Raw genomic sequence first — 17,510 nt, forward strand, 5'->3', positions numbered from 1 at the left:
GGGCCGAACGGACGGTCAGGCGGGCTGCCACAGCTCGATGCGGTTGCCCTCCGGATCGGCGACCCAGCCGAACCGGCCGACGCCGGCCATCTCCTGCGTCTCCCCGTCCACGTCCGCACCGGCGGCGCGCAGCTGCGCGAGCATCGCGTCCAGGTCGTCGACCCGGAAGTTCAGCATCGTTCGCTGGTCGCGGGAGCCGAAGTAGTCCGTCCCGGACTCGAAGGTCGCGAACACCGTCGGCCCCGCGCCCTGCTGCCACAGGCCGTGCTCGTCGGCGTCGAGGCCCAGGACGTCGCGGTACCAGGCGCCCAGCGCCGCCGGGTCGGAGGCCCGCAGGAAGTACCCACCGATTCCACGAACACGTTCCATGCCGCCATCCTGCCAGGCCCGCTCCGCGCCGCCCGGCACCACACCCTCAGGCGTGGGTGAACACCCCGGTCATGCGGGTGTCCGGATTGCTGCTCATCCCGACGATCGCACCGCCGTCGGCGCGGTTGACCCGGGCGTGCGCGCCCGCGTAGCCGCCGTCGGTGACGAAGAGACCCAGCGCGGCGATCCAGTCCTCGACGGTTCCGGTGGCCGGGTCGTACACGGGCTCGGGCCGGGGCACGACCCGCTCCTGGGCCACGTGGCCGCCGCGCTCCACCGCCAGGTCGAGGGCCTTCGCCCAGTCGGCCTCGGTGCACTCCCAGCCCACGAACGTGTCCAGACCGCCGTACCCGGCCCCGGGCTTCAGGATGAGCGCTTCCCGCCGCTCCCGGCAGAGGTCGAGCAGCTCCGCCGGGCCGGAGGCGCGCAGGGTGCGGCTCCACGGCAGGACCCGCTCGACCAGGGCCCGCTCGCGGGCGTCGAAGGCGTCGCTCCGGGCCGGGTCGGACAGGAGCGCGAGGGCGCTCTTGTGGGAGTACAGGCCGCTCTCGAACGATGTGAACAGCACGGTCCTGCCCGCCTCGTGGGCACGGAAGAAGGGCTCCGCCGCCGCCGGGCCCGCCGGGTCGTCGAAGAGCTGGCTCGCCGCGAAGTTCCGCAGCACCAGATCGAGCGGGGTGCCGTCCAGGGTGAGTTTTCCGTCGGCACGCGCGCGTACGTCGCCGATCTCGCCGATCCTCAGGTCGAGGCCGTGCACGGCCATCGCCTCCTGGGTGGCGCGCATCAGCCGCCCGTACGGGCCCACTCCGCCGTGTCCCTCGATGAGCCCGATCACCGGCTCCGCCGTGCCGGACAGCGCGGGGCGGGCCCGGTCGCGCAGGACTGCCGCCATCCGCCCGGCGATGTCGACGTGCCCGAGGCCGTGCTCGCGCGCGAAGCCCGCGAACGCGGGGACCCGCAGCAGGGCCTGGCCGAGGACGTCCATCTCCAGGCCGCCGATCTCGCTGCCCAGGTTGAACTCCAGCAGCTTGAACGCGGTGCCGTCGTGGTACGCGTCGGCGCGGCCCAGCTTGGCCGGGACACCCGTGCCGGCCCGTCGGAGCAGCGCCACCAGCGGCGGCGGGATCCCGATCTCCGCCGCGTACCGCTCGACGTCCCCGCCGAAGAGCCGCTCCGGCAGGGACACGAGCAGGTCGAAGAGGTCCTCCAGGTCCCGCGCGAACGCCGCGGTCTCCTCGGCCGGCAGGAACCACGGCCGAGGGAGCAGGTGCGGCCGCCAGGCCGCCTCGAAGGCCGGGGGCAGCTCGGCCCGCGCGACGGCGGAGGCGAGCCCGCGGTCCCCGCGCAGGCACGCGTCCGCGTGGATCCGGCCCGGCTCGGTCATCCGTGAACGCTCGCTTCGCTGAGAGGTGCGGTACGTGCTCCGAAGGGCCAGCAGGGTACCGCGCGGCCCGGCCCGGACTCCCGTCGTCGCGGGACGATCCGTCACCTCGCGGACCCGGAGCCCCGCGCGCCGGGCGTTGTCTCCCGGTCGGGCGGGAGGAGTCGCCCCGCACACCGGGTGACATCTCCCGCCGGCCCGGGTCCGGGCGGGCGTTAGCGGAACGTGAGCGAGACGTGAGCGGCGCCGGGCAGGGTGGTGGGCGCCGGCAGGCCGGGGCGGGGTGACCCACCGCCCGGCGGGTCCGCCGGCGCGTTCCGAGGAGCGGGCCGGAACGGGCGGGACCGTGACGGGCGCCGTGGCGGCCGTCGTCCTGGCGGGTGCCGTCGGGGGGCCGCACCGGGCAGGACGGGCCGAGGCCGCCGGAAGGCGGCGTCCGCAACCGGCCCCGACCGGCCGGGACCCGGTGCGGGCCGTGGGGGCCCGCACCGGGTCCCGGCCGGTCGGGGCCCGCCTCGCGTCCCGTCGGCACGGCTTCCTGGGCGCAGGACACGGAAACGACGACCTTCCACCTTCTCCAGGAGGCATCATGCGACGACGTACCTTCCTCAGGGGCTCGCTGCTGGGCGCGGCGGCCGCCGCCGTCCCGCTCGACACCCTGCTCGCCCCCGGCGCGACCGCGGCCGAACCGGCCCCGGTCACCTCCCTCGGCGCGTTGCAGAGCGCGATCGCCCGCGCGGTCCCCGGCGACCGGATCGTCCTCGCCGACGGCACGTACACCGTGCCCCCGGGCGGCGCGATCGACGTCTCGGGACGCAGCGGCATCACGATCGTCTCGCAGACCCGAGGCGGCGCCGTCCTGCGCGGCGAGCGCAGCTTCGTCCTCGACGGCGCGAGCGCGGTCACCATCAGCGGCTTCGCTCTCCGGCAGAGCGGCACCCTGGAGATCCCGGCCACGAGCACGGGTATCCGGCTGACCCGCAACGACATCCGCTTCGCCGACGTGGACGGACTCGACTGGGTGCTCGTCGAGGGGAACGACGCCAAGATCGACCGGAACCACTTCCACGACCGGACCAGCCAGGGCATCTTCCTCGTCGTCGACGGGCCCGGCACGACCGCCGTGGCCCAGCGCCTCCACGTCCTCAGGAACCACTTCTCCGGCCACGCCTACACGGGGGCCAACGGCGGCGAGTCCATCCGGCTCGGCGTCAGCAGCCGGGCCCTGTCCGTCGCCGACGCGATCGTCGAGTACAACCTCTTCGAGCGGTGCGACGGCGACCCCGAGGCCATCTCGGTGAAGTCCTCCGGCAACACCGTCCGCTACAACACGATCCGCGACAGCCAGGGCGGCATCGTGCTCCGCCACGGCAACGGCACCACCGTCGACGGCAACTGGCTCCTCGGCGGCAAGGAGGGCATCCGCCTGTACGGCAACGACCACCTGGTCGTCAACAACCACCTGGCCGGCCTGACCGGCCGGGCCCTCGTGATCGGCAGCGGCACCACGCGCGACCACCACGCGGGCGAGACCACCGAGCAGCGGCGCGGCAACGACGCCTGCGACCGCGCGGTCATCGTCCACAACACCCTGCGTGCCAACAAGAGTTCCCTCTCGGGGGAGACCCGCGCCTTTGAACCGCGCGACGTGGTCGTCGCCGACAACCTCCTCGTCGGCGACAGCGGCAGCCTCGTCGCGCTCGGCGCCGACGCCGGCTTCCTCTGGCAGGGCAACATCCTCTGGGGCGCGGCCTCCGACGGCACGCTCCCGAACGCCGGCTACACCCGCGTCGACCCCCGTCTGACGCCGTCCACGGACGGCGTGCACCGGCTCGCGGCGGGCAGTCCCGCGATCGGCGCCGCGACCCTCACCACGACGCCGGTCCCGGAGGACATCGACGGGCACGCCCGGGGCACGGCGCGGGACGTGGGCGCCGACGAGTACTCCACGCTGGCCCCGGTCCGCCGCCCCCTCACGTCGGCGGACGTGGGCCCGAACGCCGCCTGACCGTCAGGACGTGACCGTCAGCACCGTGACGGTCATGACCGCGACCATGGCGGCCTGCATGTCGCGGACGGCCTGCCGGACGCCCTCGGCGGCCCACTGGCCGCTCGCGATCTCGTCCAGGCGCGGGGCGATCTCCTTGCGGGGGACGCCGGGGAAGGCGAGGCGGTGCAGCTTCGCGCCGTGGACGAGGGCGACGAGCCCCGCGGTGCGGGTGTCGGGCTCGGCGCCTTCGAGGACCACCGCCCGCAGCCGGTCGCGGAGTTCGCGCTCCGGCGCACCGTCCGCCTCCGGGTGGCGGGTGACCGGGAGGACGCCCAGGATCCTGCGCCGCTCCTCCCGCACGAGCCCCCGCGCGCACAGGCTCCCGGTCGTGGCCGTCACGGCCTTGCCGTGGTCCCGGGTGAGCCACTCGGTGACCTTCGGGTCCCGGCGCCCACGGCCCGCCCACGCGGCGATCAGGTCCAGCCGCTCGTCGAGCAGCGGCGTCCCCGTGGGCGTCCGGTCGGCCACGCTCAGCCGCCCGGACTCGACGACCACCCGCCCGGCCAGGACGAGATCGAGCAGGATGCCGCCCGCGACCGCCCAGGCGACGGACTGACGCTCCTTGGCCGCCCCGGACTCGTCGTCCAGGGACAGCAGCATGATCTCCTCCGCCAGCGTGACCGCCACGGGCACTCCCTCTCCTCGACCGCCTCCGGCGCCCGGCCCCTTCCCCGCTCACCGAGCCGCCCGTACGCACTGGAGGACGATCGGGATCCCCGACGGGGTTCCCGTCGCCCCGAGGAGCGGGCCGAAGAGCGCGGAGGCACCGGAGCCCGCCCCCGTATGATCACCAGGACCTTGATCGACTCGGCGACATCCCGGGGGAGCACGTGAACAAGTGGGGGACGGCCGTCGCCACGGTGGTACTGGCGTCGGTGCTGGCGGGCTGCGGATCCGGTGGAACGGCCGACGCCGAGCGCCCGGCGGGCCGGCCGGCCGGCACGGCGCCCGCGGAAGGGGGATCCGGGAGCGGGCCGACGGCCGGGACGCTCGCCGCCGACCCCGGCACCCGGTACACCACCGTCGCCGTGCCGGCCATGGAGGGCCTCGTCTGCGACGAGGGCGACGGCGGTTTCCACTTCGGCAGCGACCTCGACATGACCGTCACCGGTGACGACGGGCTGAAGGAGATCGAGGACGACGGCCAGGATGTCGCCGACGAGGTGTCCTGCTTCGGCAGCCCCCGCACCGTCCTGCGCAAGGGCACCATGTCGGCCTCCGCGCCCACCTTCACCGCCAGGACGCACCTGTACGCGAACGTGCCGGACCCCGCCGCCTCCCTGGACCGCGTCTTCGACGCGTCCATGAAGCTCGCCGAGGGCTACGGGCGCAACCTCACCGGCGGGACGGAGACCGTCACCAGCGCGTCCCTCGTCGTGAAGTGCCGGCAGAACGTCACCGACACCTTCCCCATGACGACCTGTCTCTGGGCGAACTACGGGGCGGTCGGCGTCCTCGACTTCTTCCCCTTCGACGACCAGTACATCCCGGTGGCGTCGGCCGCCCGGCTCACCCAGGACTTCGTCGCCGGAGCCCTGAAGAAGTAGCCCGCCGACGGGAGCCGGCCCGGCCGGGCGGCCTCAGTCCTCGCCGAGGCCGCCCCGGGCGATGACGTCCGCGTACCACCGGGCGCTGTCCTTCAGGGTCCGGCGCTGCGTCGCGAAGTCCACGTGGACGACGCCGAACCGCTTGCTGTAGCCGTACGCCCACTCGAAGTTGTCGAGCAGCGACCACAGGAAGTACCCGCGCACGTCCGCGCCGTCCGCGAGGGCCCGGTGCACCGCCGCCAGGTGCGCGTGCAGATAGGCCACCCGTTCCGGGTCCTTCACGTTCCCCGAGGGGTCCGCGTAGTCGTCGTACGCCGCCCCGTTCTCGGTGATCACCAGGGGGACGCCCGGCAGTTCGTCCCGCAGCCGCACCAGCAGCTCGTGCAGTCCGTCCGCGTCCACCGGCCAGTCCATGGCCGTCCGGGGGCCGGGCACCGGCTCGAACCGTACGTGCCGTTCGGCTCCCGCCCACGGCGAGGGCGACTCCGAGACCCCGGCCGCGACGACCGCCGGCGCGTAGTAGTTGAGGCCGAGGGAGTCGATCGGCGCGGCCGCCGTCGCCAGGTCGCCGTCCCGGACGAACGACCAGTCCGTGACCGACGCCGTGTCGCGCACCAGGTCCTCCGGAAGGCGGCCGTGGAAGACCGGGTCGAGGAAGATCCGGTTGCCGACCGCGTCGATCCGGCGCGCCGCGTCCAGGTCCTCCGGCGCCTGCGAAAGGGCCCGCACCGCGTGCAGGTTGAGCGTCAGGGACACCTCCGCCGAGGCGGGCAGCGCGCCGCGCAGCGTCCGCGCCCCGAGGCCGTGCGCCAGGTTCAGGTGGTGGGCGGCACGCAGCGCGGCGAGGTCGCTGGTCCGGCCCGGCGCGTGTACGCCGTTGCCGTAGCCCAGGAAGGCCGCGCACCAGGGCTCGTTGAGCGTGGTCCAGGTGGCGACCCGGTCACCGAGCGCGTCCGCCACGATCCCCGCGTACTCGGCGAAGCGGTACGCGGTCTCCCGCTCGGGCCAGCCCCCCGCGTCCTCCAGCTCCTGCGGCAAGTCCCAGTGGTAGAGCGTCACCACCGGCCGGATCCCCGCCTCCAGGAGCGTGTCGGCGAGACGCCGGTAGAAGTCCAGGCCCTTGCGCACGGCCGGGCCGCGCCCGGTGGGCTGGACCCGTGGCCAGGAGACGGAGAAGCGGTAGTCGGTCACCCGGAGCCGTCGCATCAGGGCGACGTCCTCGTCGACCCGGTGGTAGTGGTCGGCGGCGATGTCGCCGGTGTCGCCGTTGCGGACCTTGCCGGGCGTACGGCTGAAGGTGTCCCAGATGGACGGGGTGCGGCCGTCCTCGGCCGCCGCCCCCTCGATCTGGTAGGCGGCGGTGGCCGTGCCCCAGCGGAAGCCCTCGGGGAAGCGCGGGGCGGTCGTGAGGGCGGTGCGGGAATCGAGCGCGGTCATGGGAAGGCAACTCCCTGGAGTGTGAGGGCGGTAGGAGGAGGAGGGCGGGGCGGACGTCAGCCCTTGACCGCGCCCTGCATGATGCCGCCGACGATCTGCCGGCCGAGGAGGCCGAAGACCAGCAGCACCGGCAGGGTGCCCAGGAGGGTGCCCGCCATGATCACGGACTGGTCGTGGACGTAGCCGCCGCCGAGCTGGCGCAGCGCGACCTGGACGGTGGGCTCCGAGGAGGAGAGCGCGACGACGGGCCAGAAGAAGTCGTTCCACGCGGCCATGAAGGTCAGCAGTCCGAGGACGGCCATGCCGGGGCGGGCGATCGGGACCACGATCGACCAGAAGATCCGGGCGGTGGAGGCCCCGTCGACCCGGGCGGCCTCGATCAGCTCGTCCGGCAGCGACTGCACCAGGTACTGCCGCATGAAGAACACCCCGAAGGCCGAGACGAGCCCCGGCAGGATCACCGACTGGAGCTGGTTCACCCAGCCCAGCTCGGCGATCAGCATGAACAGCGGGATCACGCCCAGCTGCGGCGGGATCATCATGGTGCCCACCGTGACCGCGAGCAGCGCGCCCCGGCCCCGGAAGCGGAGCTTCGCGAAGGCGAAACCGGCGAGCGTGCAGCACAGGACGGTGCCGAGGGTGATCGACCCGGAGACGAGCAGCGAGTTGAGCAGCGCCTTGCCGATGTCGGCCTCTTCGAGGACCGCCTCGAAGTTGCGCATCAGGTTCCGGCCCGGAAGGAGAGCCGGGGGCACCTTCGCCAGGTCGGCGTTGGACCGGCTCGCGGCCACGATCGTCCAGTAGAACGGGAAGGCGGAGACCAGGACGGCGACGATCAGGACCGCGTAGGCGACGGGACCGGCGTGCAGGGTGCGGCCGGCCCGTGCGGGGCCGCGCCGGGCCGGGCGGACGAGCGCGGTCATCGGCCGGCCTCCTTGCGTGAACGGCGCCGCGCGATCAGGGCGTTGAGCCCGACGAGCACCACGATGAGCAGGAACATCACCCAGGCGATGGCGGCGGCCCGCCCGAGGTGGAAGAAGCCCCAGCCCTGCTCGTACATGTAGAGGCCGAGGGTCTGGTACTGGTGCGAGATGCCGCCCGAGATCGATCCCTCGAGCAGCAGCGGCTCGCCGAAGAGCTGGGTCGCGCCGATCGTGGAGACGATGACGGTGAAGAGGATCGTGGGCCGGAGCCCCGGCAGGGTGACGTGGAAGAACTGGCGCCACCGCGAGGCCCCGTCCATGGCGGCGGCCTCGTACAGCTCGTCGGGGATCGACTGCATGCCGGCCAGGTAGATCAGCGCGTTGTAGCCGGTCCAGCGCCAGACGACCACGCTCGACACGGCGATCTGCGAGGCGACGGTGCCGTTCTGCCAGTCGACGGGATCGACGCCGACGAGTCCGAGTGCGTAGTTGATCAGCCCGAAGTCCCGGCCGAAGAGCTGCGCGAAGACGAGGGTGGCGGCGGCGACCGAGGTCGCGTAGGGGAGAAGGACCGCCGTCCGCAGAAACGTGCGGCCGCGCATCCGGTAGTTGAGCAGGTGCGCGAGGCCGAGGGCCATCACCAGCTGCGGCACGGTGGACAGCACGCCGATGGTGAAGGTGTTGCGCAGCGCGGTCCAGAAGTACGCGTCGCCGAAGAGCGCGGTGTAGTTGCCGAGGCCGCGCCACTCCATGGCGCCGGGATCCTGCAACTCCACGCGGTAGAGCGAGACGAAGGCCGTGTAGAGCAGCGGGAAGAGCCCGAAGGCGGCGAAGAGGGTGAAGAACGGGGCGAGACAGGCGTACGGCGAGGCCGTCCGCCAGGCCCGCCGCGCGGCCCCCGGCCGGGGCGGCGGGGCGGCACGCGGCGGGGCCGGCGCCCGGGGTGCGGTGAGGGTCACGATGCGGCCCTTCGGTGAGGACGGAGAGGACGGAGCGGGGAGGCGGCGGGGACGTGGCGTGGCGTCCGGCGGGGCTCCGCGCGGCGGAGCCCCGGGGCGGCGCGCGTCAGCCGATGGTGTTCTCGACGCCCTTCCGCGCGTTGGACCAGGCCTTCTCCGGCGAGATGCCCTTGCGCTCGACCTCGCTCAGCGCGTTGGTGATCTGCTGGGCGATGTTCTGGTCGTGCACGCCGAGGACCTGGACGGGTGCCGCCTTCGCCGCGTCGCCGAAGATCTTCCCGGTCGGGGCGTCGGAGAAGTACGCGTCCTTCGCGCCCGAGACCTTCGCGATGGCGCCGGTGGCGGAGGGGAAGTTGCCCTGCTTCTCGAAGAGCCGGGTCTGCTGCTCGGGCGCGGTGAGCCACTTGATCAGCTCGTACGCCTCCTTCTTGTGCCGCGCGGCCTTGGGCACGGCCAGGTAGGAGCCGCCCCAGTTGCCGGCGCCGCCGGGGAGCGGGGCGATGTCCCACTTGCCCTTGCCGGTCTCACCGGCCTGGCCCTTGATGTAGCCGAGCATCCAGGCGGGGCAGGGGATCGTGGCGAAGGAGCCGGCGGCGAAGGCCTGGTTCCACTGCGGCGACCACTGGTCCAGCTTGGCGCTCAGACCGCCCTGGGCGGCTTCGACGGCGTGGTCCCAGGCGGTGCGCAGGGCGGGGTTGTCCTCCCAGATCAGCTTGCCGGAGGCGTCGTAGTACCGCTCCTTCTCCTGGCCGATCATGATCGAGTACAGGCTGCCGACGCTGTCGATCCAGGCGCTGCCGCCGGGCGCCTTGGCCTTGTACTGCTTGCCGAGGGCGAGGTAGCCGTCCCAGGTGGACCACTTCGCGGCCAGTTCCGTGCGGTCGGTGGGCAGTCCGGCCTTCGCGAACAGGTCCGTGCGGTAGCACAGGGCCTCCGGGCCGACGTCCGTGCCGAGGCCGAGGACCTCGCCGCCCTTCCCGGTGGCGGCGGCCCACTTGGCCGGGGCGAACTGGTCCTCGAGCTTCTCCGCCCCGTACGTCCTGAGGTCCTCGAACCGCTCGGACTGCTGCTGGGTGACGGAGGCGATCCGGCCGACCTCGATGCCCTGGACGTCGGCGAGGCCCCCGCCGCCGGCGAGCCGGGTCTGGAGGGACTTCCAGTAGTCCGCCTCGTCCTCGGTGTCGGTCTGCTTGATGGTGACGCCAGGGTGCAGCTTCTCGTACTCCGCGTACAGGCCGGCCTCCTTGTATCCGAAGGAGCCGAACAGGTCCACGGTGACCGTGACCTCGCCCCCGGCGCCGTCCCCGGACGCGCCGTCCGTCGAACTTCCGCAGGCGGCGAGCAGCGCCCCGGTGAGCACGACCGCCCCCAGGCGGGCGGCGGTTCTTCTGGCGGCTCGGGCGATGGTCATGGGAAGCCTCCTTGGCTCCGGAACGAGCGAGAACGTCTGAGAGCGCTCTCAAGCCTGCGGGGGGAGCGTGCCCGTGGAGAGGGGGATCCGTCAAGGCTCGAAGGCGTATCGGACGAGAGGTGAGCCCAACTCCCGCTTGTGTTCAACCCATTGACACAGTCGTTTCGCGGGTTTTACGTTGCCGACGTTCTGAGAGCGCTCTCACGGCCTCCCCGCCGCGCTCTCGCACCGCTCCCCGTGCACACCCCCATCCGTCGCGACGACGACACGAGGTGCTCCTTCATGCCAGCCCCCCGCACCAGGCCGGCCGCAGCAGCGGTCCTGGTCTCCGCCCTCGCCGCCCTGGGACTCGGCCCCGCCGCCGTCCCCGCGGCCGCCGCCACCGTCCCGGCGGGCGCCGGAAGCTACTCCGACACGCGCCCCGCCGGCACGTCGGGCCCCACCACCAACACCGGCACCCCCGTCACCCCCAAGGTCACCCCGGCCGCCCAGGGCAAGCCGGTCCCCACCAACGACTGGTGGTCCTCCCTGGCCTTCCAGCGCTACGGGGACAACCCCTACTCCACCCCCATGTACGGCCACCCCCTCACCTACCAGGCCGTCGCCGGCGGCCTGGAGATCGGCTACCCGACGACTCCCGCCGTCGTCGGCGACGGGCGCCAGTACGAGTTCGCCCACAAGCGCGACCTCACCCTCGGCCTCACCGGCCTCAACTCGCCCGACACGAAGGCCGACGCCTGGTCGGACTGGACCGTCACCCCCTACTGGTCCGACGGCGCCCGCACCCTGCGCACCACCATCGGTCACGGCCTGCCCTTCGTGTACGCCAGGGGCACCGGCGGCGACGCCCGCATCACCACGGCCGAGACCCCCACGGTCTTCGCCGACCAGGGCAACGTCCTCGGCATCACCGTCGCGGGCCACCACTACGCCCTCTTCGCGCCCACCGGCACCGACTGGAACGTCTCCGGGCAGACCGTCACCGCCGGGCTCGGCGGCAAGGACTACTTCTCCGTCGCCGTCCTGCCCTCCACCGACGCCCTCGCCACCTACCGGAAGTACGCCTACAGCTTCGTCACCGGGTCCGCCGTCAGCTGGAGCTACGACGCCGGCACCGTCCGCGCCACCTACGCGCTCACCACCGAGGCGAAGGAGGGCACCGAGCGCGGCACCCTCCAGGCGCTCTACCGCCACCAGTGGCTGCACACCACCGACCCGCTCACCCCGTACACGTACGTCTCGCCCCGGGGCACCATGAAGGTCCGCGAGTCCGCCTCCTTCACGACCTCCCAGCGGGCGGCCGCCACCCTTCCGGCGCTCCCCGGCGCGGGGGTGGACGCAGCACGGCTGCGCGGATACCTGAACGAGGTGGCGAACTCCTCCGACCCCTTCTCCGGCGCGGTCGACACGTACTGGACGGGCAAGGCGCTCGGCAAGCTCGCCCAGCTCGTCCCGCTCGCCGACCAGATCGGCGAAGGAGCGATCCGCGACAAGCTGCTCGGCCTGATCAAGGGCCGCCTCCAGGACTGGTTCACGGCGGGTGGCGCCAACGAGTTCTCGTACGACCAGGCCTGGAAGACCCTCACCGGCTACCCCGCCTCCTACGGCAGCGACACCGAGCTCAACGACCACCACTTCCACTACGGCTACTACGTGTACGCGGCGGCGATCGTCGCCCAGTACGATCCGGCCTGGGCCGCCGACTCCGCCTGGGGCACGATGGTGAAGACCCTCGTGCGCGACACCGCCAACCCCAGCCGCACCGACGGCGCCTTCCCCTTCCTGCGCGGCTTCGACGTCTACGCCGGGCACAGCTGGGCCAGCGGCCACCAGGGCTTCGCCGCGGGCAACAACCAGGAGTCCTCCTCGGAGTCCACCAACCTCAGCGCTGCGCTCGTGCTCTGGGGCTCGGCCACCGGCGACACCCAGCTCCGCGACCTCGGCACCTACCTCCTGACCACCGAGGGCGAGGCCGTCTCCCAGTACTGGTTCGACGCCGACCAGCAGGTCTTCCCCGCCGCCTTCCAGCACGACACCGTGGGCATGGTCTGGGGCAGCGGCGCCGCGTACTCCACCTGGTGGACCGCGAACCCGGAGGAGATCCACGGCATCAACGTCCTCCCGGTCACCGGCGGTTCGCTCCAGCTCGCCGGACGCAAGGACGCCGTCCGGCGCAACCTCGCCGAGATGGAGCGGGAGAACGGCGGACCCGCCGTCGAATGGCGCGACATCCTCTGGGAGTTCCAGTCCCTGGCCGACCCCGCCGCCGCCAAGGCCAAGTGGGACGCGGGCAACGGCGGTTACACCCCCGAGGCGGGCGAGTCGAAGGCCCACACGTACCACTGGATCACGGCGCTCGACACGCTCGGCGCACCCGACCCCACGGTCACCGGATCCCTCCCCACCTCGGCGGTCTTCCTGAAGGGCACCACCCGCACGTACGTGGCCCACAACCCCGGCACGACCGCCCGCACCGTCACCTTCTCCGACGGGAAGTCCCTGACCGTCCCGGCCCGCTCCACCGCGAGCGGCACCGGCACCGGCGGCACGGACCCGGGCCCGGACCCCGAACCCTCCACGGGGAACACCTTCCAGCTCCGGACGGGCGGCACCCTCACCACGGCCGGCGGGGCCACGGCGGGCAGCGACACCCTCGCCTCCGCCCAGGGCGCCAACCACGACGGCACCCCGTACCAGCCGCGCGTGTACGAGGTGAGGAACGTCAACGGCACGCTCAGGAGCGGCGGTTCCACGGCCTTCCGGCTCCAGGTGGACGCGGGCACCTCGGTCGGCCTCGGTCAGCAGGCCCGCGTCAGCTACGACCTCACCGGCGACGGCACCTTCGACCGCACCGAGACCTACCAGTACTTCGCGACGGACCCGGTCACCGGCTGGGAGGAGTACGCCCAGACGCGCGGCCTGAAGTCCGCCACCGGCACGCTCGGGAACCTGCGCGGCGGCACGGTCCGCCTGGAGGTCTGGAGCGCCATCGGGAACGCCGACGCACGGCTCCAGACGGGCACGGACCGGTCCGTCCTCGTCATCCCGTACGACTGACCGGCGCGCGGAGGAGGCGGCGGGCCCGGGACGCTCACCCGGAGCCCGCCGCCTCGGCCGTGCGGGCTTCCTCCGGTCCGGCGCCTCCTCCGCGCGTGCGCCCGCCGGTCCGCCGCGTGCCGCTCAGGCGGAGGCGCGGCGGACCAGCGAGGTCGGGGTGATCACGGATCCCGGGACCCCGGGACCGGTGCCGTCGAGCAGCCGCATCAGCAGCTTCACCATCAGCCGTCCCATGCCCTCGATGTCCTGGTGCACGGTCGTGAGCGCGGGGTCCGTCCCGGCGGCCACCGAGGCCATGTCGTCGAAGCCGACGACCGCCACGTCCCGGGGCACCCGGACCCCGCGCTCCCGCAGGGTCCGCAACGCCCCGGACGCCATCAGGTCGTTGGCGACGAACACCCCGTCCACGTCCGGCCGCCGGTCGAGCAGCTCGGCCATCGCGCGGGCGCCGCTCTCCACGGTGAAGTCGCCCCGGCACAGCAGCGCGGGATCGGCGTCCAGGAGCACGTCGCGGTAGCCGTGGATCCGGTCGATCGCGGACGTCTGGTCGGCGGGGCCCGAGATGTGCGCGATGTTCCGCCGTCCCAGACCCACCAGGTGCCGCACCGCCTCCCGGGCGCCCCCGCGGTTGTCGCAGTCGACGAACGGCACGGCCGGATCGATGCCGGGGGCGGGCCGCCCGCCGAAGACCACCGGGATCCGCGCCCGCTCGATCACGGTCGGCAGCGCGTCGTCGCTGTGCAGCGAGAAGGCCAGCGCGCCGTCGACGTGCCCGCCCCCGAGATAGCGCGAGATCCGCTCGTGGTCGCCGGGCCCCTCCACCCACAGCAGCACCAACTGCGAGTCGTGGGCGGTCAGCTCACGGCTGATCCCGCGCACCTGCTGCTCGAAGAACGGGTCCGAGAAGATCCGGAACTCGGGCTCCGCGATGATCACGGCCACCGCACCGTTGCGCCGGGTGACCAGGGTGCGGGCCGCGTGGTTCGGCACGTAGCCCAGCTCGTCCACGGCCCTGAGCACCTTCTCCACCAGCGGGGCGCGCACCCCCGCGCCCCCGTTGACGACCCGGGAGGCCGTGGCGCGCGACACCCCGGCACGTGCGGCGACGGCTTCCAGCGTGGGGCGGGACCCCGTGGTCTGCTCGGGCAAGGCGGGCGCTCCTCGGCTGCGTCGGCTGGACGGGGTGTGCGGTGTGCGGGTCCGAAAGGTGCTGTGCGGTCCTGCGCGGACCAGGATATCCGCAACCCCCACAGGCTGAGAGCGCTCCCAAGGCGGCGGTGGCCGGACCCTCCGAGCCCCCAGCACGGGTGCCAAAACCCCGTTGCCCCTGACCCGCCACCGTGACTACCGTCCCTGCTCTACGACGTGTAGCTCAGCAGCAGAGCGCCGGGCTCGGGACCCGGAGGGCGCGGGGGCGGAACCCGCCACGTCGGCTTATGGACGCCCACGCTGACAAGCAGCCGCCGAAGATATCCGGTTCCTACGCCGAGGCCCACCTCGCCAGGGCCTTCGTCACCGCGCTCACCGACGCCGACCCGGCCACCCGGGCCCGCGCCGAGGACCGGGCCCGCGGCTGGCGTCGCGTGCTCGCGGGCCTGGCCGACGGCACGCTGCGCATCGGCTCGCGCACCCCCGTGGAGGGCCTGCCCGCCTGGGTGACGCCCGAGGTGCTGCGCGGCGGCTTCGCCACCGGCGCCCCGAGCGCGGGCGGCCCCCTGCTGCCGTACGAGGTCGAGGCCGCCCGGAGAGCGGGACTCCCGCAGGAGCGGGCGGCGCTCTTCGCCCACTCCCTCACCGAGGCCGGGCTCACGGAGCTGTGGGCCCTGCTGGACTCGGCCCACTACGAGGTCGCCGTCCCCGAGGAGGCCGCGCTGCTCACGGTGGCCTGGCTGGTCCGCGCCGACGCGGCCGACGCGGCCCTCGGACTCGTCGACGAACTGCGCCCGTTCGCGGGGCGCCTCCGCTTCACCCCGCGCCCCTCGCAGGCCCCGGCGCCGGACAGCGGCTCCGTCCACCGCCGTACCGTCGCGGACGCCGGAGCCGCGCTGGCCCGGCGCGGCCCTCACAGCCGCGTCGAGGCCCAGCGCGAGGCGCTCGCCGTGTGGCGGCCCTTCGCGGACGAACTGCTCCGGCACTGGCTGGAGACGGCCGACCCCGAGCACCGGGTGCTCGGCCGCGCACCGGACGCCGGGTGGCACGCGCGCGGCGCGGCGCTCCTCGACCGGTACCGGGAACTGGCCCGCGCACACACGCTGTGCGGGGGACACCGCGACCCCAAGGGCAACATGGGGATCCTGCGGGGAGCACTGGAGGAGACCACGGCCGGACGCACGCTCGACGCGCGAAGGACCGGACTGCTGCGCCACGCCGTCGCCTCCATGGTCCGCAAGCGGGGCCTGCCGGGATCGGAGCGCCACACCGCACTGCGCGCCACCCAGGCGGACCAGGCCGCGCTGCCCTCCCACCATGCCCTGGCACACCTCGTGGCCGAGCGCCTCTCCGGCCTCCCGCAGGACGCCGGCGCCGCCGACGTCACCCCGCTCGTCGCCCCGGTGACCGAGGCCGAGCACCGCAGCACCGGCCTGCCCGCCGGCACGGCCGTACCGCCCGCGGTCCGCCGCGTCGTGGAGGGGGCGCGCAGCGCCCCGCTGGCCACCCTCGTGTCCCTCGGGGTGGTCCCGTCCGCCGAGGTGATGGCCGAGCTGGTGCCCCAGCTGGTCGCCGCCGAGACCGCGGCGGTGTACGAGGACGGAGCGCTGCGCGCGCTCATGGCCGCGCACTACCGGGCGTTCCGCAGGCGCCGCTCGCTGCTGCTGCTCGACCTGGCGCGGCAGGTCCGGCCCGGTGAACTCCCCTGGGTCCGCGCGGTGTCGGACCGGCGCCGGGAGGACGCGGGCACCGAGGACTCCGCGCGCGCGACGCTGCGGCAGCTCGGCGAGGTGGCCGTGGACGGCTTCCCCGGCACCCTGCTGCCCAATCCCCTCGTGCGGGAACTCGGCGTGCTCGCCGACCGGGCGGATGTGGACGCCCCGCTCGTCGAGGAACTCGCGGCCGACATCTTCATGGGCACGTTCAGCCCGAAGTTCCTGTCGGCCGCTGCCGTGGCCGCCGAACTCCTCGGCGGCGGAACGCTGTACGAGCGGTACTACGGCATCGACTACGCGGGCGTTCTCGCCCTCGCCGGGGACGCCTCGGGGCGTCGCGCCCGGACAGCGCCCGGATTCGCCGCGCTGTGCCACGAGCGGGCCGGCCGGCCCTCCTCACCGGGCGTCGCGGCCAACGGCACGGTGATCGAGCAGGCACAGATCCTCACCACGCACAACCTCGCCACCCTCGTCCACCGCGTCGGCATCACTCCCGCCTCCGCCCGGGAGGACCTGGCACGCCGCTGTTTCGTGACCGTGTGCCGCCTGACGGCCCGGGCGCACCACGCGCCGAGCCCGCTCGCCACGGTCAAGGACGCGGCGTACGCCTGGCGGCAGATGCTCTTCCACCTGTCGACGTGCGACGAGGCCGCGGCGGCCGGGGTATTGGGGTGGATCCCGGAGGAGACGGCCCGTCACCCCTTCCACGTGGCCGCCCGCCTCGCACCGGCCCTGGCGGGACTGCGGCTCGTGGCGGACGGGGGTGCGTTCGGCGCCGACGGCGTGGCCGACGGCGGTCGGGCCCGGCGCCTGACCGGATGGACCACCTCGGGGCACTGGCTGATCGCGGATCCGACGCGGGCCGCCCGACGGTGACGTGACCCGGTGGCACCCCGCCGCCGTCCCTCGGTGACGGCGGTCCGCTCCCTCGGGTGGTTTCGGTGGGGCGTGCGGCGATCCGAGCCAGACCGTCTCGCTGGATGCCCTGCTGCCCGCGACCGGCACGCACGTGTCGACCACCTACGCCGACCGGGTCGCCGCCCACGACCCGGGGGCCGTCGACGCCGCGCGTGCGCTGGTCCAGGGCATGGGGGCCGAGCTCCACCGCTCCTGGACCAGGCCGGGCGCCTTCGTCGACGCCGTGGCGCGGCGGGCGCGGCAGCTGCCGCCGGCGCATCTGCCGTGGTTCTGGGACACCGTGGGCCACCGGCTGATCGGCTACGGGAGCAGGCCGGGCGGGCGGGCCTACGTCGCCGCGCGCGGCCGAGGCGCAGCACGGTCTGCCCGTCGATCCCGCCTACCGCAGGGCCGACGGGCTGCTCTTCGCCCGGGGCGGTGCCATGGCCCCGGCTGAGGGACGAGGCCCGGGGGCTCGCGCGGATGAGGGACCGGGCCCTCTCGGGTGCCGTCCCGGCCCCTGGAGACCGTGAAGCTGGGGACCCACCTGGTGCGGTCGACGGGGGACCGGTGGATCCGCTCCCCGTTCGTGCGGATCCTGCCGACCGTCCCCCT

Annotated in this window: 13 protein-coding genes and 1 tRNA gene; 6 read left to right on the forward strand and 8 right to left on the reverse strand. The window is 73.8% G+C overall.

Annotated elements, in window-relative coordinates; all coding sequences use genetic code 11:
• Positions 1-15: 15 nt before the first annotated feature.
• A complete protein-coding gene (locus tag ACFYXU_RS18300) occupies positions 16-369 on the reverse strand; it encodes a VOC family protein (protein WP_361400185.1) in 354 nt (117 codons plus the stop codon).
• A gap of 46 nt (positions 370-415) precedes the next feature.
• Positions 416-1,753, reverse strand: a complete 1,338-nt coding sequence (locus tag ACFYXU_RS18305; protein ID WP_389458596.1) for a hypothetical protein — start codon at positions 1,751-1,753, stop codon at positions 416-418.
• 586 nt (positions 1,754-2,339) lie between these two features.
• Here ACFYXU_RS18305 and ACFYXU_RS18310 point away from each other — a divergent pair.
• Entirely contained in the window at positions 2,340-3,758 is a 1,419-nt protein-coding gene (locus tag ACFYXU_RS18310) for a chondroitinase-B domain-containing protein (protein WP_389458598.1), read from the forward strand.
• A 3-nt stretch (positions 3,759-3,761) separates the two neighbouring features.
• On the opposite strand, the gene ACFYXU_RS18315 is transcribed toward ACFYXU_RS18310, so the two are convergent.
• Positions 3,762-4,427: a GPP34 family phosphoprotein gene (locus ACFYXU_RS18315; protein ID WP_389406097.1), complete on the reverse strand. Its 666-nt coding sequence runs from the start codon at positions 4,425-4,427 to the stop codon at positions 3,762-3,764.
• 203 nt (positions 4,428-4,630) lie between these two features.
• On the opposite strand from ACFYXU_RS18315, the gene ACFYXU_RS18320 reads away from it, so the two are divergent.
• Positions 4,631-5,347 (forward strand): hypothetical protein, encoded by a 717-nt coding sequence (locus ACFYXU_RS18320; protein ID WP_389458600.1) that lies wholly within the window; start codon positions 4,631-4,633, stop codon positions 5,345-5,347.
• Positions 5,348-5,380: 33 nt separating this feature from the next.
• Here the strand turns inward: ACFYXU_RS18320 and ACFYXU_RS18325 are convergent, their stop codons facing one another.
• The 4 genes from ACFYXU_RS18325 to ACFYXU_RS18340 form a co-directional block, all read right to left on the reverse strand.
• Positions 5,381-6,784: a GH1 family beta-glucosidase gene (locus ACFYXU_RS18325; RefSeq protein WP_389458602.1), complete on the reverse strand. Its 1,404-nt coding sequence runs from the start codon at positions 6,782-6,784 to the stop codon at positions 5,381-5,383.
• 56 nt (positions 6,785-6,840) lie between these two features.
• A complete protein-coding gene (locus tag ACFYXU_RS18330; RefSeq protein ID WP_361400167.1) occupies positions 6,841-7,707 on the reverse strand; it encodes a carbohydrate ABC transporter permease in 867 nt (288 codons plus the stop codon).
• Positions 7,704-8,666 (reverse strand): carbohydrate ABC transporter permease, encoded by a 963-nt coding sequence (locus ACFYXU_RS18335; RefSeq protein ID WP_389458604.1) that lies wholly within the window; start codon positions 8,664-8,666, stop codon positions 7,704-7,706. The genes ACFYXU_RS18330 and ACFYXU_RS18335 overlap by 4 nt, the downstream gene beginning before the upstream one ends.
• A gap of 106 nt (positions 8,667-8,772) precedes the next feature.
• Positions 8,773-10,077: an extracellular solute-binding protein gene (locus tag ACFYXU_RS18340; protein ID WP_376513082.1), complete on the reverse strand. Its 1,305-nt coding sequence runs from the start codon at positions 10,075-10,077 to the stop codon at positions 8,773-8,775.
• Between the two features lie 282 nt (positions 10,078-10,359).
• Here ACFYXU_RS18340 and ACFYXU_RS18345 point away from each other — a divergent pair, with 282 nt between their 5' ends.
• Positions 10,360-13,134: a glycosyl hydrolase gene (locus tag ACFYXU_RS18345; RefSeq protein ID WP_389406096.1), complete on the forward strand. Its 2,775-nt coding sequence runs from the start codon at positions 10,360-10,362 to the stop codon at positions 13,132-13,134.
• A gap of 123 nt (positions 13,135-13,257) precedes the next feature.
• On the opposite strand, the gene ACFYXU_RS18350 is transcribed toward ACFYXU_RS18345, so the two are convergent.
• The gene (locus ACFYXU_RS18350; protein ID WP_389406095.1) at positions 13,258-14,283 is read right to left on the reverse strand and encodes a LacI family DNA-binding transcriptional regulator; all 1,026 of its coding nucleotides are present in this window, start codon (positions 14,281-14,283) and stop codon (positions 13,258-13,260) included.
• Positions 14,284-14,495: 212 nt separating this feature from the next.
• Between ACFYXU_RS18350 and ACFYXU_RS18355 the strand changes: the two genes are divergently transcribed.
• The 3 genes from ACFYXU_RS18355 (at position 14,496) to ACFYXU_RS18365 (ending at position 17,352) form a co-directional block, all read left to right on the forward strand.
• Positions 14,496-14,567 (forward strand) — tRNA-Pro (locus ACFYXU_RS18355).
• 3 nt (positions 14,568-14,570) lie between these two features.
• The gene (locus ACFYXU_RS18360; protein ID WP_389406094.1) at positions 14,571-16,874 is read left to right on the forward strand and encodes a hypothetical protein; all 2,304 of its coding nucleotides are present in this window, start codon (positions 14,571-14,573) and stop codon (positions 16,872-16,874) included.
• A 133-nt stretch (positions 16,875-17,007) separates the two neighbouring features.
• Positions 17,008-17,352 carry a hypothetical protein gene (locus tag ACFYXU_RS18365; RefSeq protein ID WP_389458606.1) on the forward strand — a complete coding sequence of 115 codons (345 nt, stop codon included), beginning with the start codon at positions 17,008-17,010 and terminating at the stop codon, positions 17,350-17,352.
• Positions 17,353-17,510 lie beyond the last annotated feature (158 nt).

This window comes from Streptomyces sp. NPDC002232 (genome assembly GCF_042890295.1).
Classification (GTDB): domain Bacteria; phylum Actinomycetota; class Actinomycetes; order Streptomycetales; family Streptomycetaceae; genus Streptomyces.

Bases quoted from the DNA above. Each gene is read 5' to 3' on its own strand.
- ACFYXU_RS18300 (WP_361400185.1), bottom strand. From the start codon at position 369: ATGGAACGTGTTCGTGGAATCGGTGGGTACTTCCTGCGGGCCTCCGAC.
- ACFYXU_RS18325 (WP_389458602.1), bottom strand. From the start codon at position 6,784: ATGACCGCGCTCGATTCCCGCACCGCCCTCACGACCGCCCCGCGCTTC.
- ACFYXU_RS18305 (WP_389458596.1), bottom strand. From the start codon at position 1,753: ATGACCGAGCCGGGCCGGATCCACGCGGACGCGTGCCTGCGCGGGGAC.
- ACFYXU_RS18340 (WP_376513082.1), bottom strand. From the start codon at position 10,077: ATGACCATCGCCCGAGCCGCCAGAAGAACCGCCGCCCGCCTGGGGGCG.
- ACFYXU_RS18330 (WP_361400167.1), bottom strand. From the start codon at position 7,707: ATGACCGCGCTCGTCCGCCCGGCCCGGCGCGGCCCCGCACGGGCCGGC.
- ACFYXU_RS18310 (WP_389458598.1), top strand. From the start codon at position 2,340: ATGCGACGACGTACCTTCCTCAGGGGCTCGCTGCTGGGCGCGGCGGCC.
- ACFYXU_RS18360 (WP_389406094.1), top strand. From the start codon at position 14,571: ATGGACGCCCACGCTGACAAGCAGCCGCCGAAGATATCCGGTTCCTAC.
- ACFYXU_RS18345 (WP_389406096.1), top strand. From the start codon at position 10,360: ATGCCAGCCCCCCGCACCAGGCCGGCCGCAGCAGCGGTCCTGGTCTCC.